Origin of the sequence: Kitasatospora saccharophila, assembly GCF_039529925.1 — a bacterium.
Lineage (GTDB): Bacteria > Actinomycetota > Actinomycetes > Streptomycetales > Streptomycetaceae > Kitasatospora > Kitasatospora saccharophila.
In genome coordinates this window covers 26,121-50,588 of the sequence record NZ_BAAANS010000055.1, presented here as the reverse complement: position 1 = coordinate 50,588, position 24,468 = coordinate 26,121, and the positions used below count along the sequence as shown (strand labels likewise).

Genomic DNA, 24,468 nt, shown 5'->3' with positions numbered 1-24,468 from the left:
CATCGGGCACCTTCATTACTCGCACGGCCGGAACCATACGCACCTCGTGCGGCCAGCACAGTCGCTGAATCAGGTGATCTGTCCAGATAACTTCGTCTTCACCCGCCGCGGCATGCGCAAGCCCGACCTGACGCCGTCGCCCGCCGCCTACTGCTTCGTCTGCGGCGAGAACGTCAACGCCGTCCAGACGTGGCGCGACCCCAAGATCACCGTCGGCAAGTACTCCAAGCAGTACGACTACCGCTGCCCCAACAGCCGCTGCCACCACGCGATCGTCGAGCCGTGGGTGCGCCCCGCCTCGGCCGCGATCGACTGGACCGACCTCGGCCAGCGCATCGGCTCCCGCCGCAAGCCCCTCGCCGACACCACCATGGACCGCATCCGCGCCGGGCTGGTGAAGTTCCCCCACGTCCCGTCCGCGATCAGCCTCACCCACGGCCGGGACGGCGGCGACCGCGCCTTCGCCCTCATTGACCGCCCCCTGCCCACCCGCTCCACCAAGCAGGGCGAAGCGATGCTCGTCCCCACCGGCGGCAGCTGGAACACCGACCCGTACCCGGTCGGCCAGCCCCTGCGCACCCGCACCACCCGCGAGTCGGAAGCCCTCCTCACCTCGCCGTCCTTCGTGGTCGAGTTCCGCAACAACGCCACCGGCAGCAGCGTCCACAGCCCGCTGTCCACCGTCACCGCGCAGGGCAACCACCACGGCCTAGTCCTGCCCGGCGGCCACGTCGACCCCCGCGACCGCAACACCCTGGTCGTCCCGTACCGCAAGAGCGCCACCAAGCACGCCGGACTGCCGTTCCACACCCTGTCGACCAAGGACTCCGCCGCGGTCGTCGTTACCGAGGAGAGCGTCGCCGACTGCTGGTTCCGGATGCTCAAGCCCGAAGAACAGCTGGCCGGGCAGAGGTTCCCCGACACGTACATCGTCCTCGGCAACGGAGCAGAGCGAACGATGCAGGCAGGCAACGCCGTGAGCGTCAACGTCGCCCAGTGGATCGGCCGCAAGCTCCTGGAGGTCCTGTGACCGCCCTGACCCGCCCGACGGGAGAGGGCCTGGCCGCCGCACTCGGATTCCCGCCCGGATACAGCCTCCGACCGACGGCGTGCCGCGACAGCGGCGAGGAGCCCCCGCCCCAACTCGGCAACTTGATGGTGCCGTTCGTCTCGCGCTGGACGAACTCCTCACCCCAGCAGGCCAGTTCACCCACGTTGAGCCCGTACGTCAGCCGCTCCGCCAGCCACCCGCTCCATTTGCCCAAGGAGTCCGCCATGACCCCCGACCGCCTCAGCGAGATTCGTGCCCTCGCGGCCAGCTCCACCGTCGACCGGCAGATTGCCGCGGCACTTCTGGAACTGGCCGAGGAGGTGCACAGGCTCCAGGGCCGAGTCGACGAGCTGGAAGACAACTCCAGGGTGCTGCGCGCCCTTGAGGCCGCAGGCGTCGACAACTGGGACGGCTACGAAGACGCCTGCCGCCTCAGCATCGACTGACCCGCCGCCCGGCCCTGACACGGCCGCCGCGCCTCTCGCCTCCACCGGGGGCTCCGCAGCCCCCTTCCGCCCGCCCGGGCCTCGGCCGAAGCCGGGGCCCGCCCCTACCGGGAAGACCAACCAATGTTCAGCGCACTGCCCGACACCGACCGCTGCCTGCCCGACTGCTTCGGCGACAGCGACTTCAGCCCTGCCGACGGCTGGAAGACCCGCGCCAAGCTGGAGGAGATCTGCCTGCCGGTCCTCGCGCGCTGCGTTCCGTGCCCGTTCCGCGCGACGTGCATCCGCCAAACCCGGCCCCACCAAAGCCGGTTCGACGGAGTGTGCGGCGGGCGGCTGTGGCTCGACGGCGAAGTCATCGCCACCGCCCCGTTCCTGGACGACCGCGACCTGCCGATGCCCGGCAAGGAACGGACCATCTGCGGAACACCCGCCGGCTGGCGGCGGCACTACGTCGTCGGCGAGCAGTCGTGCGACCCGTGCAGCGCCTTCGCCCCGGAGGACGACCCCGAACCCGGCCTCCCCGCGACCATAGCGACCGCCTCCGTGCAGCTGGCCCTTGACTTCGCGGCCTGACCGGGCGGTGTGCCCTCGCGCCCGAGCCCCGCCGCGCAGCCGCCAGCACCCAGCCCCCCCACCTCCCGACCAGTAGCAAGGAACAGCGCATGCCCCCCTACGAGCCGACACTCCGAGACATGGCCGCGGAGGCCCTCGCCGACCAGTGGGCCGACGGCCAGAACCACCAGTTCGAGGCGGACGCCGACGCGGAACGCCACGCCGCCGCCCACGCCCGGAAGACCCTCGGCGAAGACCCGGCCGAACTCCTCACCTGGAAGGCGGCCGAGCCCGAGACCGGCGAACAGCTCGCGGCGCGGACCACCCTGCCCGACACCCCCGGCTGGTACCTGCGGTGGGCCCTCAGCGAGGACGGCGACACCACCACCTTCAACCTCCACCGCCCCTGCGCCGAGGGCGGCCACAGCGACCAGATCAGCAGCCTCGCCCACCTCGGCGAGTTCCTGGACCTCCTCAACAGCCGATGACCGGGCCGGTGCAGGCGGGCCGCCACGCGGCCGCCTGCACCGCCGGCATCGCCCAGTTCACCGCGGCCCGGATGGGGCCGGCCGCGCCGCCACCATCAGAGAGAACGGTATGAGCAGCACCGGCACCGACACTCCTTCGGCCAAGGGCCCCATCCCCCCTGGTCATCGGCCTGGACCTGTCCCTGACCAGCACCGGCATCGCCGGCGTCGACTGGGCGGACGCCCTCCGCCCCAAGGGCACCCTGCGCGGCCACCCCCGCCTGGCCTGGATCGTCAACGAGATCACCGACCGGGTCCGCCGCGCCGACCTGGCCGTCGTCGAGGGCCCGGCCTACGGCCACGGCGCCCAGGCAGGACACCACGAACTGGCCGGACTGTGGTGGATGGTCACCCAGTCGCTGTGGCGCCGCTCGATCCCCTACGCCGTCGTCACCCCATCCCAGCTCAAGGTCTACGCCTGCGGCACCGCGTACCCCGCCGCCGACTACCCCAAGGCGGCACGAAGCAAGGTGGCGAAGGGCATGGTCCGCGACGCCGTCGCGCAGCTGTTCGGCCTGGAGTGCGAGGGCAGCGGCCGCTACGACAAGGCCGATGCCGCGGTGCTCGCCCACATGGGCCGCGACTGGCTCGGCCACCCGGCGGCGGCGCTCCCGGAGCGTCACCGCCGCGCGCTGACCGCCGTGGCCTGGCCCGTAGAGGCCCGCAGCAGGATCCTGTCGGCAACTCGCCGTCCACCGGCGGAGATTGCGACGGAAGTAGTGGACCCCCAGTATGTACGAGTATAAAATAAAGACACAAGGAGAGGGAAGGGGAGAATGGTGAGCGTCAACCGCGAACACGTCATCTGGCAATCCAGTAGCGGAAGTTGGAACATCGGCTTCTATGCCTACACGGGCCTGTGGGAGATCGAGGATGCAGACCCCGACGACTTCGACCACGAATGGGACGTCGAGTACGGCTACGGCGAATTCTGGTTCCTGTCCACCGGCCACCCCAGCCCCGACGCCGCCTACGAGGCGTACCTCGCCCAGTACGCGAACCCCGGCGGGACGGCGGAGGTCCTCCACTGGTCGGCGGAGACCGCGGAACGGATCGGGGGTCTGGAGGTCGTCTCGGCGGCCTTTGCCGCCGGGCGGGAGGCGGCGAGCGCGCCCGCGACGGACTGGTGGTGACGCCAGGGGTCCAGTCTCCCGGGCCTGGCGGGGGCTGCGCGCGGCGCAGCCCTCACCTGCCCCCGATCGCGGGGGGCTGCCGGCTGGACGCGCCCTCGCGGGCGAGGAGCGAATTCCGCCGACATGGCTGTCCGTGAACTCGTCCTGAAATCAGTCGAGTTGGGGTTCGCCGAGTTGGACACCGGCACTTATTGAGTATAAAATAAAGACATGAGGTGGGGGAGAGGCCCCCAAGAAAGGAATCACCATGTACGTGCAGCTCGCCAAGGACGTCGCCACCCAGATCCACAACCCCGGCATCCACGCGACGGCCGTCCTCAACTCCGTCTTCGTGGACGTCACGCCGGAGGACCCGCGCCTGGTCAAGATCGCGTTCACGCCGGCGGAGCCGGGCTCCGTCCGACTGGACGTCTCCCTGCTCGACCAGGACCGCAAGCCGCTGGACGCGCTGATGGCGATCGTGCCGGTCGAGAATGCCCCCCGGACCGCCTACAACGCCTTCTTCCAGGCCACCGACATCTGGTTCCAGCCGGTCAGCTGACCGAGCCCACCCGCGGCGGGGGCCGCACCCGGCCCCCGCCCCACCCCTCGCCGAAGGAGAAGCATGTCCACCGCCGCACCCGCCCGCCGGGTCCGCATCACCGCGGGAACCCTCGCGGGCCAGCACGGAACCGTCGTCCGCACCTCCACCGACCCGCACGGCCCGTACGCCGTACGCCTTGACTCGGACCCGCGAGCCGAACCCGGCTCCTACTGGCCGCACGAGATCGCCGACCTCACGCCGAACGCCATGCTCGTCACCGACACCGGCGAGAGCCGGTGGCTCACCCTCCCGACGGACACGGACCTGCTGCGCGCCGCCGCTGCCACCCACCTCGGAGGGCAGGCCGTCTTCAACGCGCACGCCGTCCACTGCCCCCACGGCGCGGTCTTCGGCCTCGCCGTCCGGGCGGACAGCGCGGACCTGGCCGTCAACGACTATGCGCAGATCATCCTGGACACCCTTGGCGGCGAGGTCCGGCCCGAGCTGCTGCGCGGCCCGGTCCTCTTCGCGGGGCCCGAGGGTGACGACGGCCGGTCGACCGGACTCACCGACCGCCAGCTCGGCGCGCTCGAACGCCTCCTTCAGGTCCTGCGGCCGATGCTCGGGGCCCCGGCCGGCGGGTGATCATCCGCATCGACCTGAGAGTCGACCTCGACGCCGAACGGTGGGGGGAGGAAGCGGGCACCGACCCGGCCGACGCGGCCCGCGACGCCTGCTGGTACCTGTCCGACGCCCGCGACTGCATCCCCCACATCGGGGAGGACGGCTGCCCGGCCCACCTGAAGATGATCCCCGGCTGGGAGGAGGACCAGGACCTCTTCGGGGCGGTCAAGATCCGCTCGCTGTGGCAGGTGCACTGCTCGGCGGCCGACTGGATCGCTTGGCGGGAGAACCCGGGGCCGACCGCCGACGGCTTCACCGTCCCCCCGGGGCAGGCCCGCCAGGACCTCGCCCGCACGGTGGTCGAGGGCCTGGTCTGGATGTCCCTGTTCGCCGACGCCCAGGCCGTGATGACCCTCGTGCACCCCTGGCAGCAGACCTACGACCACACCCGGAAGGCCCGCCCGAAATGGCGCCCCAGCGCCCGGGGGCGCACCGGATAGACCGCCCAACCGAGGAACCCGAACCATGCTCACCGCTCTACGCCCCATTCACTGCGCCCAATGCCCCATCACCGTCGAAGCCGGGGGCCCGGTCGACCTGATCGACGGACAGCTGTGCTGCGAAGACTGTGTCCTCGCTCACCAATGGGCCCTCTCGGGCCTGTGAACACCCCTACACAACAGGAGAGTTGAACCCCATGAAGGAAGAAACCTTCGCGTACGTCATCGACCCGGACGGCGCCGACGACACGATCACCCGCTGGGATCCCGCCGACGACCAGGCCCGCATCCGGCTCGACGCCCGCCAGCTCACCACCAACCTCGGAGCCGACTACAGCTCCCACCGCCTCGGCCGGTACGTCGTCCACCACGGAAACCCGCCGTACGTCCAGGAGGTCAACCACTACGCCGGGCAGCTGTGGACCGGACTCGCCGGCGGCGGCCCGACGTCGGTCCTGCGCGGCACCGTCCTCGTCACCGGGCGCAAGCTCCTCGACGGCACGCACCGGCTGCTCGACTTCTCCGAGATCGAGCACCTCGCGGCCCTCGCCCAGACGCCCACCCGGTGGCTGGAGCCCGACGGGCTGGTGGTCAGCGCGGCGCAGATGCAGGGAGACCGCAAGCGCCAGTGCGACGCCTTCGCCGTGCACCGTGACCAGACCACCGGGGTCTGGGCGTTCGCGGTCTGCGACGGGATCGGCGACAGCCAGGACACGGCCGACTTCGTCCGGCACTTCACCCCGCGGCTCGCCAGGGCCGCCGCGACCCTCCAGCGACCGGAGAAGGCGATCGAGGCGATCCGGAAGGAAGTGGAGCCGTGGCAGCAGCGGCGGGGGGTGGGCGAGGACGTCTCCTCGACGGCCGTCGTGGTGACGTGGCACGCCCTGTGGAGAAGGATCAACATCGCCTGGGCGGGCGACTCGCGGGCCTACGAGATCAAGGTCGGCCGGCAGGGGCGCCTGCTGACGGCGGACCACAACCTCGCCCAGCAGCGCCGGGCGGCCGGCGAGCCCGTCGACCCGGACGACCACCACCGGCTGACGGCCGACCTCAGCTGGGGCGAGATCGGCACCCGCACGCAACACGGGGAACTCGACCGCCTGCTGCTGTGCACCGACGGCGCGTACTTCCCCCTCGGGGACGGGGCGGGGCCCAACCTGGCGCAGACCGCGGACTACTTCGACCGGAACTATCTGGACCGCTACTGGGCGAAGAGCGCGGCCGGGTGGGTGGTCAGCCGGGCGGTCGAGCGGCACCGCTCCGGCGGCGACGGTCCGGCGGACAACGCCACCTCCCTCGTCATCGCGTTCCCGGACCGCTGACCCGCAGGATCGGGGCAGCGTCCACCCCTTGAGAACTTTCCGGCAGAGTGGAACCCCAACCTAAATGAGTATAAAATAAAGACATGAGAGAGGGGGAGGGGCCCCCGCCGAGAGGGAGGAATCGCCATGAACGCGCTCACCGAGGCAGCCATCTCCGAGGTCCGCCACTACGCGACCATCGCCCGCTCCCGCGCCGCCCGGGCCGAACAGGAGCTCCACCGCCTCACCCTCTCCGCCGCCGCGATGGCCCTGGACTCGGTCGCCCGGCTCCTTGGCCGCCCCGACCGCGAGGCCGCCGTCCTCGACGCCCTCGACATCGCCGAGAACTACGCCACCTGCCACGACGCCGGCCCCGGCGCCCTCCCGGGCGGCTTCTCTCTTGCCGTCCTCGACTACCTCACTGCCTGAACACGCCAGCGGCCCGGCCCCCGGTCGGGCCGCCCGGCCCGACAATCCCAACCGACTGCCCGTCCAGCAAGGAGATCCCCAATGACTGGCTCCCACGAGAGCATCCTCCCCACCGGCGCCGAGGTCAGAGGCCCGGCGCACCACCTGCCCGCCGTCATGGAGAGCATCAACAACATGACCGCCTTCTTCCCGGCGGAGGTCATCGCGGGCGCATTCGGAATGGTCGAGCACGCCATCTCCGTCGCCTGGGCCACCCGCCCCGACGCCTTCCTCTCCCTGACGTTCACCCAGTTCCACCAGCTCGTCCGAGATCGCTACTACGCCGACCTGTACCGGCGGGCCCTCCGGCTGGGTGCCGACTTCGACCGGATCGGCGACCTGGCCTCGGACATCGCCCCGGCGCTGCTGAGCGACCCGCAGCTCACCCGCTGACCTGCCTCCCCGCAAGGGCGCGCCCCGAGGGGTGCGCCTCCGGGTAACCCACATCCAGAACGAGTATCAAATAAAGACATCGGGTGTTCTGCCAGTCCGGCAGGACGCCCGCCACGCCCAACCCGAACGGAGCACAGCAATGACCGACTACGGCCTCACCGCGATCGAGGTCCCCGGCCCCCGCCATCACAAGAGCGCCACCTTCGGGGCGCTCCTGGAGGCCCCCGCCCTCTCCTGCGGCGCCATCGCGCTGGCCCCCGCGCTGATCGAACACGCCATCACCCACGTCTGGGGAACCGCCCCCGACTACAGCGCGGGCACCACGCTCCGCCAGTTCCAGGAACTCGTCCAGCACCGCGACTACCCGGACCTGTACCGGCAGGCCCTCGCACTCGGGGGCGACATGGACCGCGTTCCCGAACTCGCCAGCGACATCGTCCGCATCCTGGCCGCCGACACCCAGCTCACCCGCTGACCCACCACCACCCCAGCCCGGCCGCCGCCCGGCGGCCGGGCCCCACCCGAGCCAAGAGAGGCCACCCGCCATGTCCCTGACCGACCTCACCGCCAACACCTCCCAGAGCCTCGCCACCGAGATGGGGCGCGTCCCCGTCCACCACCTCCCCGGCGTCGCCACCCAGATCGCCCGCCACAAGGCGTGCGAGGAGTGCGTGCGCACCGCCTCGCGCTTCATCGAGGACGCCATCACCACCGCCTGGTTCGGCCAGGCCACAGAGCTCACCCTCGGCCAGTACCGCGACGTCATCGTGAACGCCTACTACGCCTCGCTGTTCCACCTCGCCCTCCACACGGACACGGCCCGCATCGGCGACCTCCTCACCGCCGCCCACGTCATCCGGCGCGCCTACGCCAAGCACCCCTACCTGGCCAACCGCTGAACACCGCACCCGCCCGGAGCCAACACCCATGACCACGCCCGTCCCGACCGCCACCCAGGCGCTCACCGACGCGACCCGAATCCTCACGCTCGCCGCGGCCCTCCGCGACGAACCCTCCCGCGCCGACCTGATCATCAACCGCAGCGCCCTCACCGGCACCACCAACGTCCGCGCCTACCTCAACGGCCGCCTCACCTACAACGAGCAGGCGCCCTTCGACCCGGCCGAGCTGCGCCTGCACCTCCACGTCGTCGACTCCGGCACCGCCGACCAGGTCCGCACCCACGCCTGGATGCTCAACGCCACCGACCTCGACGGCGCACCCCCGGCCGTCACCGAACACATCACCGGCCTCGCCCGCAAGTACCACCGCCCCCACCGGGGCTGCGAGGACTGCGGTGCGATCCAACCCCTCCCCGAAGACGTCCAGCAGTGGACGATCGCCCTCGACGAGCACGGCGAGATCTCCCAAGTCCGGGCCGGTCGCCTCACCGCCGTGGACGAGACGTCCCTGCGCGACGCAGGCCACGTCGCGGTGTTCGTTCTGCGGGCCCACTCCCTGCCGTCCGCCTACGCACGTGCGCTGCGCGTCCTCGACGACCTCCACGAGGGCGGCGTGGACCTCATCCACAACCGGCTCGTCGAGCATGCCGTGCGCTTGGCGGCGGGCCGATGAACGCCGCACTCGACGAAGCCGTGCAGGCCGTCCGTGCCCGCCTGCGGGTGAAGGCGGAACTTGAGCCCGCGATCTCGGCCGTCCTGGACGCCGCGATCGACAGCGGCTACCACCACCGACCCGCCCGCCAGCGCGACCTGACCCCCGAGCAGTACCGCGCCGACCTCCACCCCGCCGCCGTCGCCGAGGTGTACGGCTACACCGCCCTCCAGTTGGGAGGCGACTACCGCCGCGCCGCCGCCTACCTGCTCCACGCCTTCGACCGGCTCTTGCGCGGCGCACCGCAGGCGAGCAACCTGCCCCGGCCGGCACGGCCGCAGCCTCCGGCCCGGCGGTCCCGCGGCGGCGTCTTCCACGGCCCGCCCGGCCTGGCCGACGCCATGCCCGGCCTCGAAGACGACATCACCGCCGCAGCCGAACACCTGAACCGGCTCGACTACGACCAGGCCGAACCCGCGGCCCTCGCCATCGCCGCCCGCCTCACCCCCGACGGCCCGATCGGCAAGCAGTACGCCCTTGCCGTTGCCGTCGCCCGGCACCTCATCGAGACCGAGGCCCGGCGCCTGGAGGAGAACCCCCGGCCCGCCAGCAACTGACCCCGGCCATCCACCCAGCGGCCCGGCGGTCGCCCCACGCGACCGCCGGGCCTTTTCACACCCAAGAAGCGGACAAACCATGGCGAAACGGCAACGGCAGCCCGACCTGTTCAGCATCACGGCGGGCGACGACGACGAATACGACTACTTCCAGCCCAAGGACGGCCCTGCGCCGCGCCGGTCCCCGGCCGCTGCGCCGACGGCCCCCGTCAAGACCTCTGCGGCAAAGCCCCAGCTCGCAGCCCCGGCCGACAGCCGTGCCGCGACCCAGGCCAAGCCCGGAGTCAAGGCGATCAGCAAGTACCGCATCCCGTACGGCACCCGCTCGCACGACGCCGCCCGGCAGATCGCGGAAGCCGTCGTCGAAGCCTGGGACCGCGAGCACGGCGGCAACTGGATGGAGATACCCGTCGGCGTCGTCGCCGCCCTGGCGCTGTGGCCGCTCAAGGGGCCCGGAGGGCCGCTGTGCGCGGAGTTCTTCCTCCAGCTCGACGCCAAGGACCTCGCCCAGGCGCTGCGTGAATGCTGGGCGTAGTGGTGGACGATCCGCCCCGACCTGGTCCACCGGGCCGCCCCGCTCGCCTCGTGGCTCGACGAAGGCATGAGTGCGCACGACCTGCGCTGCATCAAGGCGGTGGCACGCGCCGCGATCACCCAGGGCCTGTTCGACCTCACCGGTACCGACGACCCCTACATGCTCGCGGACTTCGACCTGATGTCCTGGATGATCACCAGCATGCGCAGCAGCGGCTCCCGCAAGTGGCTGGGGGAGTACCACACGCCGCCGGAGATCTGCGAACTCATGGCCCGCAAGATCGTCGGCGACTGCTCCGAGGTGAAGCCCGGCCACTCCTTCTGCGATCCGGCCGCCGGCACCGGCGGCATGCTGCGGGCCGTCGTGCAGATGCTGCGTGAGCGCGGCATCGACCCCGCCACCTGCCGCTGGCACCTATGCGACATCGACCCGATCGCCGCAGCCGGCGCCGCCGTGAACGTCCTGCTGTGGAAGCTGGGCCCCAACAGCACCGTCTGGTGCGGCGACACCCTCGCGCAGGCCGACACCGAGCGGCTGGCCCTGGAGGAGAAGGCCCAGATCTACGAGTACCGCCAGGAGCTGCGCTGGAAGGCCGCCACGGTCGCTGCTGTCCGCCAAGCCGAGGAGTTGCTTGCCGGGGCGACGCGGAAAGCTGCCTGAACCTTCGGGTGGGCGAGTGGACACCACGCCCAAAATGAGTATAAAATAAAGATACCAGGGAGGGAGTCTCCCGATCGAGCGAGAGGAGAACGAGATGGGCAGCCGGGTGCTGGAACTGGTGGCCGAGGAATTCAGCAACGACTCGCGCCCCACCGTCGGGATCGCCGTCGACGCCAGGACCCTTGTGGTCGCCCCAATCCGAGAAGGGGGGCCGGACATCATCAAGGTCACTCTCTTCCCCCGCCCCAAAGACCCTCGCGGGGATGTTTTCGAGCTTGAAAGGCTGGACCTCGCCGGCAACGTGCTCCGCGCGGCCAGGGCGGACATTCTGCGCCTCAATACCTGGCAGGCCGTTCGGAGCCTCGCCTCCTGGATCGACGCCATCGACTCGCGCGGCGCCTCGGATGTCGGCTTCGCCTCCGCTCCGGCATGACGCCGCCCCGGCGATGCCGGGAGTGTGTAGCCATGCCAAAAATGAGTATGAAATATATATAAGGGTGGGGCGGAGAATCCGCCCCACCCCCGACAAGGAGAACCGACCGTGTTCCTCACCAACACCACCTTCGCCTCCGCCTTCGAGGGCCTCGCCACCCAACTCCCCGGCTACACCACCAACCGCCTGCCCGACGACGGCCCGAACGTCCAACGACTCACCGACGCCGACGGACGAACGATCGGCGGCCGGATCCGGCTGTCCGGCAACATCGTTCAGCTCTGGGTCACCGCCCCCAGCAAGCGCCGAACCCCCCACGCGGGCCCCGGCCTGCGCCCCGGCCGCAGCTACCACACCCTCCTCGACGTCGGCGGCCTCGACGGCGACCCGGCCGCCGTCATCCACGCCGCTGTTGCCGGCAACCTCCTGCCCGTCTTCGACCGCAAGCCCCGCTTCATCGGCGACCGTCCCTGGGAGACCTCGACAGCGGTCTCGGCCCCCGAGTCGGAGTCGGAGCCGGAGGCGACCGCCGTCGAGCCCGAGCCCGAGCCAGGACCGAATGCGCTGGCTGAGGCCCCTGCGGGGAACACCAGCGAGCCCCCCTCCCTGAGCGATGCCACTCCCGAACCGTCCCGCCCCGCCCGCAAGCGCATCGCGAAGAAGGCCGCCACGACCTCCTCCGCCAAGACCCCCCGCGCTCGCAGCACCGCCAAGAAGGCCGCAGCACCCGCCACCGACGCCAAGCCCACCCGCAAGGCCGCAGTGAAGAAGACCGCCGCGACGAAGACCACCACCCCGGCCAAGCCGCGCAGCCGAAAGACCGCCGCCGAAACCGTCTGAACTCGCCCACCACCCCGGGGGCGCGCCAGCCGCGCCCCCCGTCACCTCTGGAGACGACATGACCGCCATCGACACCGACACGTACACCCTCGGCCAACACCTCGCGGCCGCCCTCCACAAGCGGGGAACCACGACCACCAAGAACGCCGACAGGTCGGCGAACTCCTCCTGGCTGGAGATCCACCTGCCCGGCGGCACCCAGATACAGGCGTTCGACCAGGACGCCAAGGTCGACATCGACCCGAGCGACAGCCTCGGGCTCATGATCGTCCACTACCTCGCTGACCCCGACGAAGAACCGAACAACTTCATCACCATCCACAACGCCCCCCGAGACCCGAACACCGCCAGCCCCGACGCCATCCAGGCCGAGGTCGCCGCCGCCGCCGACGACACCGCCGCCTACATCGCCAACTGGAAGAACAGCCCCGCCGCCCGGCACCCGGACCGCCCGATCGGCGAGCACGGCGTCATGAACCTCCCGGCCCGCTACCTCCGGCCGGGCGACGTCACCGTGCACACCGCCACCGGCGCCGAAGCAGTTGTCGTCGCCAACCAGCGGCTCAGCCACAGCAACCAGTACCGCCGCACCACCCGCACCATCACCCCGCCCACCCGCGGCGGCACCGCCAACCTGCCCGCCACCCACTGGCAGTACCCGTTCACCCGCTCCAGCGGCGGAGCCCACGCCGTCACCATCCTCGCCCACCGACACCACGACCCCCGGTCGCTGCCGACCATCCCCTACCCGCCGGTGCCCGCCCAGTTCGCCGACGGCGACCACGTCGTCCACGACTCGATCATCTGGGAGCGCACCGGGGGGACCTGGCGCAACACCACCCGCACCACCGACACCAAGCCGACCAGCGACAACTACATCCGCAGCCTGTTCACCAACAACGACTCGCTGCGCCTCGGCACCCCCGCCTACCAGCCCGCCCACTGACCCCGCGAAGGACTGGCCTCGTGCCCGCGCTCGACCTCAGCACCCGCCGCAACGCCGCCTCCGCCTACCGCGCCGTCGGCCGCGTCGAAGAACTCGAACTCATCCCCGAACACCCCTACCCCGGCTCCGACGTCCACTGGGAGTTCACCTGCGGCCGGGACGGCTGCGACTGGAACGGCCCCCTCTTCTACTCCCACCTGCGCGCCAGCCGGGGCCACAACCGCCGACACCCCGGCTGCACCGGCACCCCCGGCACCTACCGGGTCCGCAAGACCGACGACGAACTCCTCGCCCACCTCCGCAAGGTGTTCCGCGACACCGAGTTCCGCGTCGCCCCCACCCCGACGGGCCGGGCCATCACCTGGTCCGACGGGCCGACCCTGCACCACGTCCAGGCGCACATCGGCCCCAACCAGGTCACCTCCTTCACCCAACTCGTCGACCTCTGACACTTCCCGTGCCGGGCGACGCCAGCCACCGCCCGGCACGGGCCCAACCACTTCCGGAAGTCCCCACCGTGCCCGTCGAAATCGACCTCACCGATCTCCCCCTCGACCTCGTCCCCGTAGTCATCGCCCGCACCCGCCGCGAACTCGAACAGGCCGCCCCCACGATCCCCGGCGCCCTCACCCGCTACGCCACCCGCACCTACACCCGCTTCGGCGGCCCCGGCTGGGCGTTCGTCCGCTGGACCCCCCTGCACGAGGGCCGAGCCGTCCTCAACACCCGCCACATCCTCACCAGCCACCCCGCCCACCCCTGGTGGTCCCTGCCCATCCACCCCCGCTCCTCGTTCTTCCTCTTCAACCCCACCAATGGGCACCCCGCGAACGGTTCCGGCCGCCCCTACCCCCACCCCGTCACCCTCGACAACACCGACCCCCTCGGCCTGTGCCCGCACTGCGGCTCCCGGGGCCACTACCCCGTCCGCTGCACCGCCGACGACCCCAACCGCCACCACGAACAGCACCGCTACCCCCTCGGCCGCCCCTGGAAGTACCAGCCCTGCCCGGCTGCCTGCCAGCCCATCACCGACCCGACCCGCCTCCACACACCCCTGGAGCAGCCATGACCCCCCGTACCACCTACACCGGCCTCACCCACTACCGCACCCCCAACGGGATCTTCTCCGGCCCGTACGTCGCCAACGCCCCGATCATCGCCGTACACCCCGTCAACCTGGCCCCCCTCGTCCAGCTCCGCCCGGCCGTCAGCCTCACCGTCGCCAACACCACCAGCCGCGGACCGGAGCAGCTGGAGACCGTGGAGTGGGGCACCCCGAAGAACTGGCAGCCCGCCCCCGTGCCCGTCCACCCGATCGTGGCCGCGCTCACCGCCGCCGGGCTCCCCGCCCACCCGCACCAGACCCGGGCCGGTGACGCTGGCGCGGCTCTCCACCTCCACAGCGAGGACCGTTACTACCAGCTCGTGATCATCGAACGCCGGGGGAACCTCTACCACCAGATCCTCGACCAGCTCAACCACGAGAACCCGTTCCGCCGCCTCCACAACATCACGACCGCCGAGGTCCCGACCTGCGTCCGGATCTTCTGCGACACCTACAACGCCCGCATCCTCCCGGACCAGCCCGTCGATGTTGTACCTGGCCAACCCCTCAACGGCTGAGATCAGGGCGGCGATGGCCGCAGGCGACCTCGGCTGCATCACCACCCCGCGCCAGGGCAACCCGGTACCGCCCGGCACGTGGTGGGCGGCCGACAACGGCCGCTTCGGCAAGGGCTGGCCGGGCACCGCCCGGTGGTGGACCTGGCTCACCGGCCAGGTCCACCGCTACGGCCCCGACCGCTGCCTGTTCGCCGTCGCCCCCGACCGCCCCATCGACGCCCCCGGAACCCTCGCCGACTCCGTCCCCTGGCTTCCCCGAATCCGCGCCCTCGGTATCCCCGCGGCCTACGCTGCCCAGGACGGCTCCGACATCGACCACCTCATCCCCTGGCCCGACCTCGACGTCCTGTTCATCGCCGGCAGCACGGCCTGGAAGCTCGGCACCGTCGCCGAACGCCTGGCCCGCCACGCCCGCGACCTCGGCAAGGACGTCCACATGGGCCGCGTCAACTCCCGCCGCCGCCTCACCACCGCCGACTGGCTCGGCTGCAGCTCGGCCGACGGCACCTACCTCACCTACGGCCCCGACCAGAACCTCCCCCGCCTCCTCGGCTGGCTCGACGAACTCCACCACCAACCGACCCTCCTCACCCCCGGAACCGGCCATGAAGATCACGACGACGAAGTCGGTCCGCCTCGGACACGAGGTGACCCGCTACCCGTGCGTCACCCGCATCCGAACCCACTACCTCACCGACCCGGCCCGCTGCGCCACCTGCACCACCGCGTCCGTCAGCCTCTACCGGCCGTGGGAGCAGCCCCGCTGGCTCTGCCCCACCTGCACCGCCGCCCACCTCCAGCCCGGCCAAGCCGCGCCGACGCCCACCCAGCCCGGACGGGCGCTGCGCCCCGGCGAACACCTCCGCAGCCCCGACGGCACCTGGACCGTCACCGCCACCCGCCACATCGAACTCCCGATCCACGGGACCGGCAGCCAGTACACCGCGTACCTCCTCCGCCGGCACCACGACGGCCACCAGCAGCTGTCCCGCGGCACGCAACTGGCCGAAGCCGGATTCCACCTCATCCCGGCCCCCGAACAGCTCACCTTCCTCTAACCCGCTCGAAGGACACCGATGCTCAGCCCCAAGAAGCAGCGCGCGCTCATTCTGCCGCGGCAAGGCCGCACCGACCTGGCCAACTACACCGCGGCGGGCCACCTCCTCTGGGACGCCCTCGTCAACACCAGCCTGACCCCCAGGATCGACGAGACCAGCGCCGGACGCGCCATCGCCATCGACCTGCCCGACGGCACTACCCTCTGGCTCACCGAGGACGCCGACGTTACCCACCTGCCCACCGACCACGAAGCCTGGAGCGCCCTGCACTTCCACGACCCCGCCGACTCCGGCGACTACCTCCAGGTCTACCTGGGCCCCGGCGACCTCAGCTGCGAGGCCGACACCGCCGCGTGCGTCAGCACCGTGGCGGCATGGATCGCCAGCTGGACCGCCGCCGGGGCCGTCGCCCGGCACAACACCTACCTGACGCTGAACAAGACCGCAGCGCCCCGAGACACGATCCGCGCTGCCTGGCACATCTCCTGGGGACACCCCGGCTTCAACCCCACCAACCCCACCAGCCCGACCGAGCAGCACACCGCGACCGTGATCGAGCAATCTGCCGACCTGCCCGGCCGACGCGGAGCCTGCCTCGCCTGCCCCTGGGAAGGCCCACTGCGCCGCGACCACAACAGCGCCGTCGAAGACGCCCTCGACCACACCCACCCCGGCTGGCGGAGCCTCCCGGTCGTCCCGCAGGGCACCGGCGGCAAGAACGCGAAGCGGATCCGCGCCTACCTCGAAGCTGTCTACCCGACCGGTTGGTTCGAGACCGGCGGCCCGCTCAAGGTGTACACCAACGTCGCCAACGACCGGCACGAGCCCGGCAAGGCGCGCGGCGGCGGCTACCTCGTGAAGGTCTACCGCTCGAACTACACCCCCGAGCCGAAGCACCAGCAGCAGAGCCTTCTCTGACCGCTGTCGAGGGTACGGGGCACTGGGATTACCCCCGGCCTGCCGGTATGATCTTCCCGTAGAGCTTGCGCGATGCGCACGGAACGGCTTCGTCCCACTGCAAGGTGGGGCGAAGCCGTTTTGCATCGGTTGGGATGTCCCTTGGCTGTCACTTTGGCCCGGGTGCTTTGCCCAGCTCACCCGGCCTGCTGCCCGGCTTTCCGTGCTTCGGAGGCAGGAGCGGGGGGAACCTGGGGGGAAGTCAGGTTGGTGAAAGCCGGTGAAGGCCGGTGAAAGCCAGAGGCTCCCGAAGCGGCTATTGTGGCCCTGACCTGCAAGGATGGGTAAGGGCGAAGAAGGCGAGTGAACACGGATCGAACTCGCCGGAGGACTCATAATCCCTTGGTCGTGGGTTCGAGTCCCACCCGCCCTACCTCGGCCGTTGACGGAGAGTCAGCCGGTGGGGCCCCCTGATCAGGCGAAACGCCGGACGGGTCACGAAAATCGTAGAGCACCGGCTCGCCACTCGCCCTCCTCCGGCCCGAAAGTTCACCCTCCAGTGGACTTCCAGTGGACATGGCGCAGCAGAGTCCCCGTCTGACACGCTTTCACCCGGCCGCAGCCACCCGCCCGGCCGACAACGGAAGCAGCACCTCACCGTGGCACCCGGCGCGGGCACCCCGGCGAGGTCAGGAAGAACGGCCAGCCGGTGATCGACCTCGAAGAACGCCTCACCCGCGTCCACAACCCCGACGTCCGACCGCTCGTCCAAGACGCCCACCGGAGCTACACCACCGGCGTCCCGCGAGCCGCGATCGTCCTCACCTGGACTGCGGTCTGCGCCGACCTCATCGCCAAGGCCCAGGTCCTCGCCGAGGACGGCGAGCCCGACGCCAAGGCCCTCGCGCACAAGGTCGAGGAAGCCCAGCAGCTCGGCGGCTCCAGCGACGAGAAGAAGCGCCGGGAGGGCGTAGGGAAGATGCTCGAAGTCGAGCGGGAGATCCTCGACACCGCCCTCGCGCTGGAACTGATCGACTCCAGCCAGCACGTCCAACTGGACCGGCTGCGCGAGGACCGCCACCAGAGCGCCCACCCCTCCCTGCGGCCCCTCGGCGAGCTGTACGAGCCGACCGCCGAGTACGCCCGCGCCCACCTCCTGGCCGCGCTGGACGCACTGCTGATCCACCCCCCGAGCCAGGGGCGCAAGATCGTGGCGAGCTTCGCCGCCGCCGTCGCCGACCCGAGCTTCGTCCTGCACCCGGCTCACCTGACCCACACCTACTTCGACCGGGTCCGGCCGGCGGCCCGAAACAAGGTGGTGGAGTTCGCGGCCCGCTTCGCCGTCCTTCAGGTCGACGACCCCACCGTTGGGCTGGAGGCTAAACAGCTTGCCGACCGGATGGCAGAGTGCCTTCGCTGCTTCGCAGACCGGGATTCTGGGCTCGTGACGAACGCTCTGGCCAAGCAGATGGGCAAGCTCGGCAACGCCGAGTCCGGTGTGCAGCTCGCAGCCTTCATCAGGCTCGGCGACCTGCCCTCCTTTTGGAAGGCGGTTCCTGAGACTCTCCGAGGGTGGTTCGAGGCCAAGATCGTGCAGCTGGGCCTGAAGGGTCGATCCCCTGCCGTGCTGGAGCTGGATGAGATCAAGGCTCTCGCGCTGGTTGTTCACGCTGAGCTTCGCCAGTCCTTGCCCGCACTGGTGCAGGCGTTCGAGAACTTGCACCCCCGCGCGAAGGCAGTGCTGATCGCCAGGCGGGCGGACGCCTTCTTCACGTCCTACCTCGCTGAGGTCCTCGGTCGTGAAGGGGTCATAAATTTCGACGCTGGAGCGGCAATCGCGAATAGGGTGGTGATCCCGTGCGGGCCCTTCCTGGACTTGGAGACCCTGCGGGCTGTTCTCAGCGCCTGGTGGGACAACGGCCAGAACTGGGGGCGGCGGGTGAACGACAGCCTGGAGGAGATGAAGCAGGCCACCGTACACCTCGGCCCGGAAGGGGACGCTGTGTGGCGGGAGTTCTTGGAGGAACTGGGAGAGGGCGACAACGCCACTTACCAGGACCTGGCCCGGCGCTTCGGGTTCACCGATCTGCTGGCGGCCCAGTCTGACCCCGAGTAGCACCTCCACGTGCTCGGATACGGCAGCGGTACGGGGCCAGGTGCCGAGGAATCGGCCTGGGCCTGCTGGGCCTCCTTGAACACATTGGTGCAGGGGTCGGGGTGACCTGAATTCCGGGGTCGCCGGGTGGCGGTCGGGGGTTCGGTTCCCGGGCGGCGCGGGCGCGGGTGGGGCAGCTTTTTGCTCACGGCCGGGGGGACGGGGGGCGGTGTTGAGCTGCGGAAACGCGGCCTGCGCGCTCGCGCATCGACCGATCGGATGATGCCGGGGTCCACCGGAACGCCAGCCAGGTCTGGCCGGTTCGCCGACGAAGCGATGCCTGGAGCGGGGCAAGTATGGAGTCAGGACGCCGACCCGTCCGCTCCCACCCGCCGCCCCCGCATCTGTTGAGGCATTCCGTGCTGCACCTGCCGTCCCTCAGGAGGAGGACCGTGATGACCGCGATCGACCGACGCCTGCTCACCGCCGCGCACGCCGGCGACCTCGACGCCGCCCGGGCCGCCCTGGCGGAGGGCGCCGACCCGGAGGCCCGCGACCCGCACGGGCGGACGGCGCTGCTGCTCGCCGCGCTCGCCGACCGGGTGCCGGTGGCCGAACTCCTGGTCGCCGCCGGGGCGGACCCGAACGCGCAGGACGAGCGGGAGGACAGCCCGTGGCTGGTCACCGGCGTCACCGGCAGCGTGCCGATGATGCGCGCCCTGCTGCCCGCCGGGCCGGACTTCGGGCTGACCAACCGGTTCGGCGGCGTGAGTCTGATACCCGCCGCCGAACGCGGCCACGTGCCCTACGTGCGGGCCGTGCTGGCGGAGACCGGCATCGACGTCGACCACGTCAACCGGCTCGGCTGGACGGCCTTGCTGGAGGCCGTGATCCTCGGCGAGGGCGGCCGTGCGCACGCCGAGGTGGTCCGGCTGCTGCTGGCCGCGGGCGCCGACCCCCGGCTCGCCGACTCCGACGGCGTGACCGCCCGGCAGCACGCCGAACGGCGCGGCTTCGACGCCCTGGCCGCGCTGCTGCGGGAGGCCGAGACCGCGGCGCCCGGGGAACGGCGATGACCGCCCGCCGCAGGCACACCGGCCTGCTGCTGGTGGCCGCCTCCGTGCTGGCCGTGCTGCTGGCCGGTTGCGCCGACCCCGGCGGCAGCGGGGCGGGCGGTCTGCCCTCCCCGCCCCGGTCGGCGGCCACCGCTCCGGCCGCTCCGGCCGCCCCGGCGAGTGCTCCGGCCCGTACCCCCGACGGGACGTTGCTGGTGGCCGACTTCGGGGCCGACACCGTCACCTTCGTCGACCCGGCGCAGGGGGCGATCGGCTCGGTGCGGGTCGGCACGGCGCCGTACGCGGTGGCCCTCGGCCCGGGCGGGCGGGCCTGGGTGAGCACCGCGGAGGGCGTCGCCGAGGTCGACACCGGCAGCCGCACCCTGCTCCGGAAGGTCGCCTCGCGCACCGACACCGGCCCGGGCGGGGCCGGCGAGTACCGGGGCGGCGCGATGGGCCTGGCCCTGTCGCCGGACGGCACCCGGCTGTACGTCGGGGTGAACGTGCCCGGGCGCTCCGGCGTGCTGGAGGTCGTCGACACCGCGAAGGGCGAGGTCACCGGGGTGGCCCCGGTCGGCCGGTGGCCCTTCGACGTGGACGTCTCGACCGGCGGGCGGGAGGTCTACGCGACCGGTCACGACTCCTTCGACGTGACGGTGGTCGCGGCGGACGGCCTGGCCACGAGACGGATCCAGGTCGCGCCGTACGGCACCGAGGGCGGGCTCGGCTCCTGGCTGAAACCGCACTACGCAGTGGTCCGGCCGGGCGACGGCAGGCTGCTGCTGCCCTTCGAGGGCGAGCGGCTGGCCGTGGTCGACCCGGCGACCGGGCAGGTGTCGATCGAGCCGATGACCGCGAACACCCACCAGCACGGCGCCACCGTCACCCCGGACGGGCGGCTGTTCGTGGTCGGCTCCGGCCCGATCACCCGCGACGACCGGGGCCCCAGCCTGACGGTCCGCGACCCCGACGGCAGCGAACGGGTCTACCCGCTCGGCCTCCCGCACGAGAACGTCGCGGTCTCGGCCGACGGGCGGACGGCGTACGTCACCGGGGGCTTCACCCGGGACGGCTACTGGGACGGGATCACCCTGGTCGACCTCGACACCGGGGCCACCCACCGACTGGAGGCCGGACAGCGACCACTGGGAGTGGCGGTGCTCTGAGCGTGCAGCGCCCGAGCCTGCGGCGCTTTGAGCGCGGCGCCCCGAGCCTGCGGGCCCCGAGCGTGCGGCGCTTTGAGTGCGACACCCGGGCACCCCGCCCCGAGCGCGGTGCCCCGGTGGGCCCGTCCGGGGCAGGGCCTAGGGTGGGCGGGTGCTTCCTGCTGCTGCCCTGCCCACGCCGTTGACGAGGGTCGACGATCCGGAGTTCGCCGCGGCGGGGGCGGAACTGTGGCTCAAGCGGGACGACCTGGCGCACCCGACGGTGCCCGGCAACAAGTGGCGCAAGCTCGCGCCCAACCTGGAGTTGGCCCTCGTCCGGGGCGCCCGGGGGCTGCTCACCTACGGCGGGGCGTACTCCACCCACGTGCGGGCGGTGGCCGCCGCGGCGCGCGGGCTGGGGTTGGCGAGCACCGGGGTGATCCGCGGCGCGGAGCTCGCCGGGCGGCCGCGCAACTGGTCGCTGGCGCGGGCCGAACGGGACGGCATGGTGCTGGAGTTCGTCGAGCGCTCCGCCTACCGGGAGGCGTCCTCCGGTCGGCACGAGCACCGGGAGGGCTACTACGTGCTGCCCGAGGGCGGCTCCAACGGCCCGGCCGTGCGCGGCGCCGCGCAGATCTCCCGGGAACTCGCCGACCAGCTGCCGGACTTCGGCCCCCGGGACGTGGTGTGCTGCGCGGTCGGCACCGGCGGCACCCTGGCCGGGATCGCGGCGGGGCTGCCCGCGGGACCGCGGGCGCTCGGGGTGGCGGTGCTGCGCGGGGAGGGCTACCTGGAGGCGGAGGTGACGGCGCTGCAGCGGGCCGGGTACGGCCGCGAGTTCGCCAACTGGCGGCTGTCGCACGACTGGCACGGCGGCGGCTACGGACGCGTCCCGCTGGAGCTGGAACGGTTCGCCCGGTGGTTCGAGGAGGCGCACGGCGTCCCGGTGGAGCGCCGCTACGTGGCCAAGGCGCTGTGGGGCGGGTACGGGACGCTGCGGGCGGGCGGGTTGCGCGGGTGCCGGGTGACGGTGGTGGTGACCGGGGTGCCGGACCCGGTGGACTGAAGCCGCCCCGGCCCCCGTTCCCGTCCCGGCCCCGCTCCCGTCCCGGCCCCGCCGGGTGCCGTCGCGGGGTCGGTCAGCCGAAGCTGAGGTCGTTGCAGAGGTCGGTGTCGGCGGGCCGGGTGTTGTCGGCGATCCCGGACGGGATGCTGGAGGGGAGGGCGGTGGGGGAGCCGCTGCCGGTGGCGCCGGAGGCGTCGGGCAGGTCGGGGGTGTTCAGGTCGGGGGTGTTGGGGGTGGCGCTGTCCTGGCCGAGGGTGAGGACGATGCCGTCGACGCTTCCGGCGCGCAGTTCGGCGCCGGGGTAGAGCCGGGCGAGCTGCTCGGCGGCGGCCCGCCGGGACGGGGCGTACTCGATCAGGGTGGTGCGGCGGGCCTTGGTGTCGGCGCCGATGGTGATGTCGGTGTAGCCCTTGCCCTGCAGGGCGAGCGCGGTGCGGCCGGCGAGGCCGCCGGAGAGCGCGGCGTTGTGCACGGTGACGGGCACGTCGAGCAGGGCGGGATCGGCGGCGCCGACGCCGCCGGTCGGGGAGGCCGGGGCGGAGGGCGACGTGCCGGGCGAGGCCGAGCCGGTGGCGCCGGGGGCGCCGGCGTCCGGGCTCGCGCTCGGGGTGGCGCCGGTGCCGGTGAGCCGGCCGTCGAGGGTGCGGTCCTGGCGCAGCAGGTTCCACAGGATGCCGGCGTCGGGTTCGACCACGGCGACGCGCGCGCCCTGGAAGCGCCAGGGGAGGGTGACGAACTGGATGTCGGAGAGCTGGATGTCCTGGAGGGACTGGGCGAACTCGGCGAGCTTGTAGGGGGAGCCGAGTCCGGGGTCGACGGTGAGCGACTTGGTGGCGGCGTCGGCGAGCGGCAGCAGGGTGGTCAGGTCGAAGCCCTTGCTCTGCACCTTCTTGATCAGCGAGGACATGAACGCCTGCTGGCGGAGCATCCGCCCGATGTCGGAGTTGTCGCCGATGCCGTGCCGGGCCCGGACGTAGTCCACGGCCTGCTGGCCGGAGACGGTCTGCCGGCCCTTGCTGAGGTGGATGCCGTAGGAGTCGACGTCGTTGGGCACGCAGACGTCCACGCCGCCGACCGCGCTGGTGATGGCCGCGAAGCCCTTGAAGTCGACCACCAGGGTGTGGTCGATCCGCAGGCCGGTCAGCGTCTCCACGGTGTTCTGCGTGCAGGCCGGGTTGCCCGCCTGGAACTCGCCGACGGTGAAGGCCGAGTTGAACATCTGGTTGGTCCGCTGGGGGCTCCACCTGCCGTCCGGCAGCAGGCAGGGCGGGATGGTGACCAGGGTGTCGCGGGGTATCGACACGCCGACGGCGTGCTTGTGGTCGGCGTACACGTGCAGCAGGATCGCGGTGTCGGAGTGGCCCACGCCCTCGTCGCCGCCGCCCAGCGCGCCGTTGCCGTCGTCGCGGGTGTCGGAGCCGAGCAGCAGGATGTTGACGGGCACCCCGCCGGTGGGCGCGGGCGTGGCGACCGGGGGGCGGCTGGAGGCGATGCCCTCGGGCGCGAAGGTCGTGATGTTGCGGTCCAGCCGCTGGTAGTACCAGGCGCCCGCCCCGGCGGCGGTGACGACCAGCGCGGCGGCGGCGGCCCCCAGGCCCCGGGCTATTCGGCGGCCCCGGGAACGGGCCGGGGCGGTCGTCGGCGTGGCGTCGGTCATCGGTCGGCGGTCTCTCTGCGCGCAGCGGCAACTCGTGCCCGAGGGCAGGCACCCGGCTGATCCGCGGCACTGCGGATCGCACTCGTCATTACTTGGACGGTTCGCCGCACGGAATGGTTACACGCGAACCATCTTTTTCGAGAGTTTCTTCGAACCGGGGCGGAGGCCGGTGACACAGTGCCACAGCGGTCCCGCGGAGCCGCGGCGGGGGTGCCTTCCGGGGGCGGCGCGCGGCGCCCCGACGGGGGGTCAGCCGGTCTTGCCGCCGGTGGAGTCGAGCATCTGCCGCAGCAGGTCGCGCAGCTGCGCGCGCTGCTCGCCCGCCAGGGCGGCCAGCGGCTCGCGGGCGAAGTTCAGCGACTCGCGCAGTTCGGCGGAGGCCGAGCGGCCGGCGTCGGTGGCGACGACCAGCTTGACCCGGCGGTCCTGCGGGTCGGCCTCCCGGGTGACGAAGCCGCGCCCCTCCAGCCGGTCGACGATGCCGGTGATGTTGGAGGGCTCGCAGGAGAGGGTCTGCGCGATGTGCCGCATCGGCATCGGCCCGCGCCGCAGCAGGGCCAGCACCTTGGCCTGGGCGCCGGTGAGCGAACGGGCGGCCGCGGCCTCCTCGTACTCGCGGTGGAAGACCCCGACCAGGCGCGCCATCAGGTCGACGACCTCCAGGGTGATCGGGTCGACAGTCGGTGCCTGCTCCTCGGCCATGACCTGCTCCTCCCGCTGCGCCATGCCTTCGAGTCTAACTGAACATTTGACAACCTGAACC

32 protein-coding genes and 1 tRNA gene are annotated in these 24,468 nt (G+C 71.8%); 31 read left to right on the top strand and 2 right to left on the bottom strand.

Annotation, left to right across the window (positions count from 1 at the left end; genetic code table 11):
• Positions 1 to 73 precede the first annotated feature (73 nt).
• From ABD345_RS31200 to ABD345_RS31050, 31 genes are all read left to right on the top strand, one after another.
• Positions 74 to 1,030 carry a DNA cytosine methyltransferase gene (locus tag ABD345_RS31200; RefSeq protein ID WP_344557044.1) on the top strand — a complete coding sequence of 319 codons (957 nt, stop codon included), beginning with the start codon at positions 74 to 76 and terminating at the stop codon, positions 1,028 to 1,030.
• Positions 1,027 to 1,497, top strand: coding sequence for a hypothetical protein (locus ABD345_RS31195; protein WP_344557042.1), 471 nt, complete (start codon positions 1,027 to 1,029; stop codon positions 1,495 to 1,497). The genes ABD345_RS31200 and ABD345_RS31195 overlap by 4 nt, the downstream gene beginning before the upstream one ends.
• 123 nt (positions 1,498 to 1,620) lie before the next feature.
• Entirely contained in the window at positions 1,621 to 2,073 is a 453-nt protein-coding gene (locus ABD345_RS31190; protein WP_344557040.1) for a hypothetical protein, read from the top strand.
• A gap of 119 nt (positions 2,074 to 2,192) precedes the next feature.
• Positions 2,193 to 2,540, top strand: coding sequence for a hypothetical protein (locus ABD345_RS31185; RefSeq protein WP_344557038.1), 348 nt, complete (start codon positions 2,193 to 2,195; stop codon positions 2,538 to 2,540).
• A gap of 383 nt (positions 2,541 to 2,923) precedes the next feature.
• The gene (locus ABD345_RS31180; protein ID WP_344557037.1) at positions 2,924 to 3,325 is read left to right on the top strand and encodes a hypothetical protein; all 402 of its coding nucleotides are present in this window, start codon (positions 2,924 to 2,926) and stop codon (positions 3,323 to 3,325) included.
• A gap of 30 nt (positions 3,326 to 3,355) precedes the next feature.
• Positions 3,356 to 3,712, top strand: a complete 357-nt coding sequence (locus ABD345_RS31175; RefSeq protein ID WP_344557036.1) for a hypothetical protein — start codon at positions 3,356 to 3,358, stop codon at positions 3,710 to 3,712.
• A gap of 247 nt (positions 3,713 to 3,959) precedes the next feature.
• Positions 3,960 to 4,253 (top strand): hypothetical protein, encoded by a 294-nt coding sequence (locus ABD345_RS31170; RefSeq protein WP_344557034.1) that lies wholly within the window; start codon positions 3,960 to 3,962, stop codon positions 4,251 to 4,253.
• Positions 4,254 to 4,316: 63 nt separating this feature from the next.
• Entirely contained in the window at positions 4,317 to 4,880 is a 564-nt protein-coding gene (locus tag ABD345_RS31165; protein WP_344557032.1) for a hypothetical protein, read from the top strand.
• Positions 4,877 to 5,359: a hypothetical protein gene (locus tag ABD345_RS31160; RefSeq protein ID WP_344557030.1), complete on the top strand. Its 483-nt coding sequence runs from the start codon at positions 4,877 to 4,879 to the stop codon at positions 5,357 to 5,359. Before ABD345_RS31165 ends, ABD345_RS31160 begins: the two co-directional genes overlap by 4 nt.
• Before the next feature lie 197 nt (positions 5,360 to 5,556).
• On the top strand, positions 5,557 to 6,681 hold the full coding sequence (locus tag ABD345_RS31155; protein WP_344557028.1) for a PP2C family serine/threonine-protein phosphatase: 1,125 nt from the start codon (positions 5,557 to 5,559) through the stop codon (positions 6,679 to 6,681).
• 126 nt (positions 6,682 to 6,807) lie between these two features.
• Positions 6,808 to 7,089 carry a hypothetical protein gene (locus ABD345_RS31150; RefSeq protein WP_344557026.1) on the top strand — a complete coding sequence of 94 codons (282 nt, stop codon included), beginning with the start codon at positions 6,808 to 6,810 and terminating at the stop codon, positions 7,087 to 7,089.
• Between the two features lie 81 nt (positions 7,090 to 7,170).
• Positions 7,171 to 7,521 (top strand): hypothetical protein, encoded by a 351-nt coding sequence (locus ABD345_RS31145; RefSeq protein ID WP_344557024.1) that lies wholly within the window; start codon positions 7,171 to 7,173, stop codon positions 7,519 to 7,521.
• 139 nt (positions 7,522 to 7,660) lie between these two features.
• Complete coding sequence (locus tag ABD345_RS31140) at positions 7,661 to 7,996, top strand: hypothetical protein (RefSeq protein WP_344557022.1); 336 nt, start codon at positions 7,661 to 7,663, stop codon at positions 7,994 to 7,996.
• Positions 7,997 to 8,066: 70 nt separating this feature from the next.
• A complete protein-coding gene (locus ABD345_RS31135) occupies positions 8,067 to 8,420 on the top strand; it encodes a hypothetical protein (RefSeq protein WP_344557020.1) in 354 nt (117 codons plus the stop codon).
• A 28-nt stretch (positions 8,421 to 8,448) separates the two neighbouring features.
• On the top strand, positions 8,449 to 9,096 hold the full coding sequence (locus ABD345_RS31130) for a hypothetical protein (protein WP_344557018.1): 648 nt from the start codon (positions 8,449 to 8,451) through the stop codon (positions 9,094 to 9,096).
• On the top strand, positions 9,093 to 9,692 hold the full coding sequence (locus tag ABD345_RS31125; RefSeq protein WP_344557016.1) for a hypothetical protein: 600 nt from the start codon (positions 9,093 to 9,095) through the stop codon (positions 9,690 to 9,692). Before ABD345_RS31130 ends, ABD345_RS31125 begins: the two co-directional genes overlap by 4 nt.
• A 79-nt stretch (positions 9,693 to 9,771) precedes the next feature.
• A complete protein-coding gene (locus tag ABD345_RS31120; protein ID WP_344557014.1) occupies positions 9,772 to 10,227 on the top strand; it encodes a hypothetical protein in 456 nt (151 codons plus the stop codon).
• 66 nt (positions 10,228 to 10,293) lie between these two features.
• Entirely contained in the window at positions 10,294 to 10,887 is a 594-nt protein-coding gene (locus ABD345_RS31115) for an N-6 DNA methylase (RefSeq protein WP_344557012.1), read from the top strand.
• Between the two features lie 94 nt (positions 10,888 to 10,981).
• Entirely contained in the window at positions 10,982 to 11,320 is a 339-nt protein-coding gene (locus ABD345_RS31110; protein ID WP_344557010.1) for a hypothetical protein, read from the top strand.
• Between the two features lie 108 nt (positions 11,321 to 11,428).
• Positions 11,429 to 12,160 (top strand): hypothetical protein, encoded by a 732-nt coding sequence (locus tag ABD345_RS31105; RefSeq protein ID WP_344557008.1) that lies wholly within the window; start codon positions 11,429 to 11,431, stop codon positions 12,158 to 12,160.
• A gap of 58 nt (positions 12,161 to 12,218) precedes the next feature.
• Positions 12,219 to 13,106 carry a hypothetical protein gene (locus tag ABD345_RS31100; RefSeq protein WP_344557006.1) on the top strand — a complete coding sequence of 296 codons (888 nt, stop codon included), beginning with the start codon at positions 12,219 to 12,221 and terminating at the stop codon, positions 13,104 to 13,106.
• A 20-nt stretch (positions 13,107 to 13,126) separates the two neighbouring features.
• Positions 13,127 to 13,555 (top strand): hypothetical protein, encoded by a 429-nt coding sequence (locus ABD345_RS31095; protein ID WP_344557004.1) that lies wholly within the window; start codon positions 13,127 to 13,129, stop codon positions 13,553 to 13,555.
• Positions 13,556 to 13,623: 68 nt separating this feature from the next.
• On the top strand, positions 13,624 to 14,178 hold the full coding sequence (locus tag ABD345_RS31090; protein WP_344557002.1) for a hypothetical protein: 555 nt from the start codon (positions 13,624 to 13,626) through the stop codon (positions 14,176 to 14,178).
• On the top strand, positions 14,175 to 14,732 hold the full coding sequence (locus ABD345_RS31085; RefSeq protein WP_344557001.1) for a hypothetical protein: 558 nt from the start codon (positions 14,175 to 14,177) through the stop codon (positions 14,730 to 14,732). Before ABD345_RS31090 ends, ABD345_RS31085 begins: the two co-directional genes overlap by 4 nt.
• A gap of 605 nt (positions 14,733 to 15,337) precedes the next feature.
• Positions 15,338 to 15,790, top strand: coding sequence for a hypothetical protein (locus ABD345_RS31080; protein ID WP_344557000.1), 453 nt, complete (start codon positions 15,338 to 15,340; stop codon positions 15,788 to 15,790).
• Positions 15,791 to 15,808: 18 nt separating this feature from the next.
• Positions 15,809 to 16,708: a DUF6349 family protein gene (locus ABD345_RS31075; RefSeq protein WP_344556999.1), complete on the top strand. Its 900-nt coding sequence runs from the start codon at positions 15,809 to 15,811 to the stop codon at positions 16,706 to 16,708.
• A gap of 326 nt (positions 16,709 to 17,034) precedes the next feature.
• Positions 17,035 to 17,120: transfer RNA gene (locus tag ABD345_RS31070), tRNA-Met, on the top strand.
• Between the two features lie 276 nt (positions 17,121 to 17,396).
• A complete protein-coding gene (locus tag ABD345_RS31065; RefSeq protein ID WP_344556998.1) occupies positions 17,397 to 18,803 on the top strand; it encodes a hypothetical protein in 1,407 nt (468 codons plus the stop codon).
• A gap of 434 nt (positions 18,804 to 19,237) precedes the next feature.
• A complete protein-coding gene (locus ABD345_RS31060) occupies positions 19,238 to 19,858 on the top strand; it encodes an ankyrin repeat domain-containing protein (RefSeq protein WP_344556997.1) in 621 nt (206 codons plus the stop codon).
• On the top strand, positions 19,855 to 21,003 hold the full coding sequence (locus ABD345_RS31055) for a YncE family protein (protein ID WP_344556996.1): 1,149 nt from the start codon (positions 19,855 to 19,857) through the stop codon (positions 21,001 to 21,003). The genes ABD345_RS31060 and ABD345_RS31055 overlap by 4 nt, the downstream gene beginning before the upstream one ends.
• A 151-nt stretch (positions 21,004 to 21,154) precedes the next feature.
• Positions 21,155 to 22,048 carry a 1-aminocyclopropane-1-carboxylate deaminase/D-cysteine desulfhydrase gene (locus ABD345_RS31050; RefSeq protein ID WP_344556995.1) on the top strand — a complete coding sequence of 298 codons (894 nt, stop codon included), beginning with the start codon at positions 21,155 to 21,157 and terminating at the stop codon, positions 22,046 to 22,048.
• Positions 22,049 to 22,121: 73 nt separating this feature from the next.
• Here the strand turns inward: ABD345_RS31050 and ABD345_RS31045 are convergent, their stop codons facing one another.
• Both ABD345_RS31045 and ABD345_RS31040 read right to left on the bottom strand, forming a co-directional pair.
• Complete coding sequence (locus tag ABD345_RS31045) at positions 22,122 to 23,705, bottom strand: LCP family protein (RefSeq protein WP_344556994.1); 1,584 nt, start codon at positions 23,703 to 23,705, stop codon at positions 22,122 to 22,124.
• A gap of 249 nt (positions 23,706 to 23,954) precedes the next feature.
• Positions 23,955 to 24,431, bottom strand: a complete 477-nt coding sequence (locus ABD345_RS31040; RefSeq protein WP_344556993.1) for a MarR family winged helix-turn-helix transcriptional regulator — start codon at positions 24,429 to 24,431, stop codon at positions 23,955 to 23,957.
• Positions 24,432 to 24,468 lie beyond the last annotated feature (37 nt).

What these genes read in the sequence shown, in the direction of transcription:
- ABD345_RS31080 (WP_344557000.1), top strand. Translation starts at nt 15,338, where the DNA reads ATGAAGATCACGACGACGAAGTCGGTCCGCCTCGGACACGAGGTGACC.
- ABD345_RS31145 (WP_344557024.1), top strand. Translation starts at nt 7,171, where the DNA reads ATGACTGGCTCCCACGAGAGCATCCTCCCCACCGGCGCCGAGGTCAGA.
- ABD345_RS31085 (WP_344557001.1), top strand. Translation starts at nt 14,175, where the DNA reads ATGACCCCCCGTACCACCTACACCGGCCTCACCCACTACCGCACCCCC.
- ABD345_RS31060 (WP_344556997.1), top strand. Translation starts at nt 19,238, where the DNA reads ATGACCGCGATCGACCGACGCCTGCTCACCGCCGCGCACGCCGGCGAC.
- ABD345_RS31130 (WP_344557018.1), top strand. Translation starts at nt 8,449, where the DNA reads ATGACCACGCCCGTCCCGACCGCCACCCAGGCGCTCACCGACGCGACC.
- ABD345_RS31150 (WP_344557026.1), top strand. Translation starts at nt 6,808, where the DNA reads ATGAACGCGCTCACCGAGGCAGCCATCTCCGAGGTCCGCCACTACGCG.
- ABD345_RS31040 (WP_344556993.1), bottom strand. Translation starts at nt 24,431, where the DNA reads ATGGCGCAGCGGGAGGAGCAGGTCATGGCCGAGGAGCAGGCACCGACT.
- ABD345_RS31175 (WP_344557036.1), top strand. Translation starts at nt 3,356, where the DNA reads ATGGTGAGCGTCAACCGCGAACACGTCATCTGGCAATCCAGTAGCGGA.
- ABD345_RS31135 (WP_344557020.1), top strand. Translation starts at nt 8,067, where the DNA reads ATGTCCCTGACCGACCTCACCGCCAACACCTCCCAGAGCCTCGCCACC.
- ABD345_RS31125 (WP_344557016.1), top strand. Translation starts at nt 9,093, where the DNA reads ATGAACGCCGCACTCGACGAAGCCGTGCAGGCCGTCCGTGCCCGCCTG.
- ABD345_RS31155 (WP_344557028.1), top strand. Translation starts at nt 5,557, where the DNA reads ATGAAGGAAGAAACCTTCGCGTACGTCATCGACCCGGACGGCGCCGAC.
- ABD345_RS31170 (WP_344557034.1), top strand. Translation starts at nt 3,960, where the DNA reads ATGTACGTGCAGCTCGCCAAGGACGTCGCCACCCAGATCCACAACCCC.
- ABD345_RS31100 (WP_344557006.1), top strand. Translation starts at nt 12,219, where the DNA reads ATGACCGCCATCGACACCGACACGTACACCCTCGGCCAACACCTCGCG.
- ABD345_RS31190 (WP_344557040.1), top strand. Translation starts at nt 1,621, where the DNA reads ATGTTCAGCGCACTGCCCGACACCGACCGCTGCCTGCCCGACTGCTTC.
- ABD345_RS31115 (WP_344557012.1), top strand. Translation starts at nt 10,294, where the DNA reads ATGAGTGCGCACGACCTGCGCTGCATCAAGGCGGTGGCACGCGCCGCG.
- ABD345_RS31185 (WP_344557038.1), top strand. Translation starts at nt 2,193, where the DNA reads ATGGCCGCGGAGGCCCTCGCCGACCAGTGGGCCGACGGCCAGAACCAC.
- ABD345_RS31120 (WP_344557014.1), top strand. Translation starts at nt 9,772, where the DNA reads ATGGCGAAACGGCAACGGCAGCCCGACCTGTTCAGCATCACGGCGGGC.
- ABD345_RS31075 (WP_344556999.1), top strand. Translation starts at nt 15,809, where the DNA reads ATGCTCAGCCCCAAGAAGCAGCGCGCGCTCATTCTGCCGCGGCAAGGC.
- ABD345_RS31045 (WP_344556994.1), bottom strand. Translation starts at nt 23,705, where the DNA reads ATGACCGACGCCACGCCGACGACCGCCCCGGCCCGTTCCCGGGGCCGC.
- ABD345_RS31110 (WP_344557010.1), top strand. Translation starts at nt 10,982, where the DNA reads ATGGGCAGCCGGGTGCTGGAACTGGTGGCCGAGGAATTCAGCAACGAC.
- ABD345_RS31165 (WP_344557032.1), top strand. Translation starts at nt 4,317, where the DNA reads ATGTCCACCGCCGCACCCGCCCGCCGGGTCCGCATCACCGCGGGAACC.
- ABD345_RS31180 (WP_344557037.1), top strand. Translation starts at nt 2,924, where the DNA reads ATGGTCACCCAGTCGCTGTGGCGCCGCTCGATCCCCTACGCCGTCGTC.
- ABD345_RS31140 (WP_344557022.1), top strand. Translation starts at nt 7,661, where the DNA reads ATGACCGACTACGGCCTCACCGCGATCGAGGTCCCCGGCCCCCGCCAT.
- ABD345_RS31055 (WP_344556996.1), top strand. Translation starts at nt 19,855, where the DNA reads ATGACCGCCCGCCGCAGGCACACCGGCCTGCTGCTGGTGGCCGCCTCC.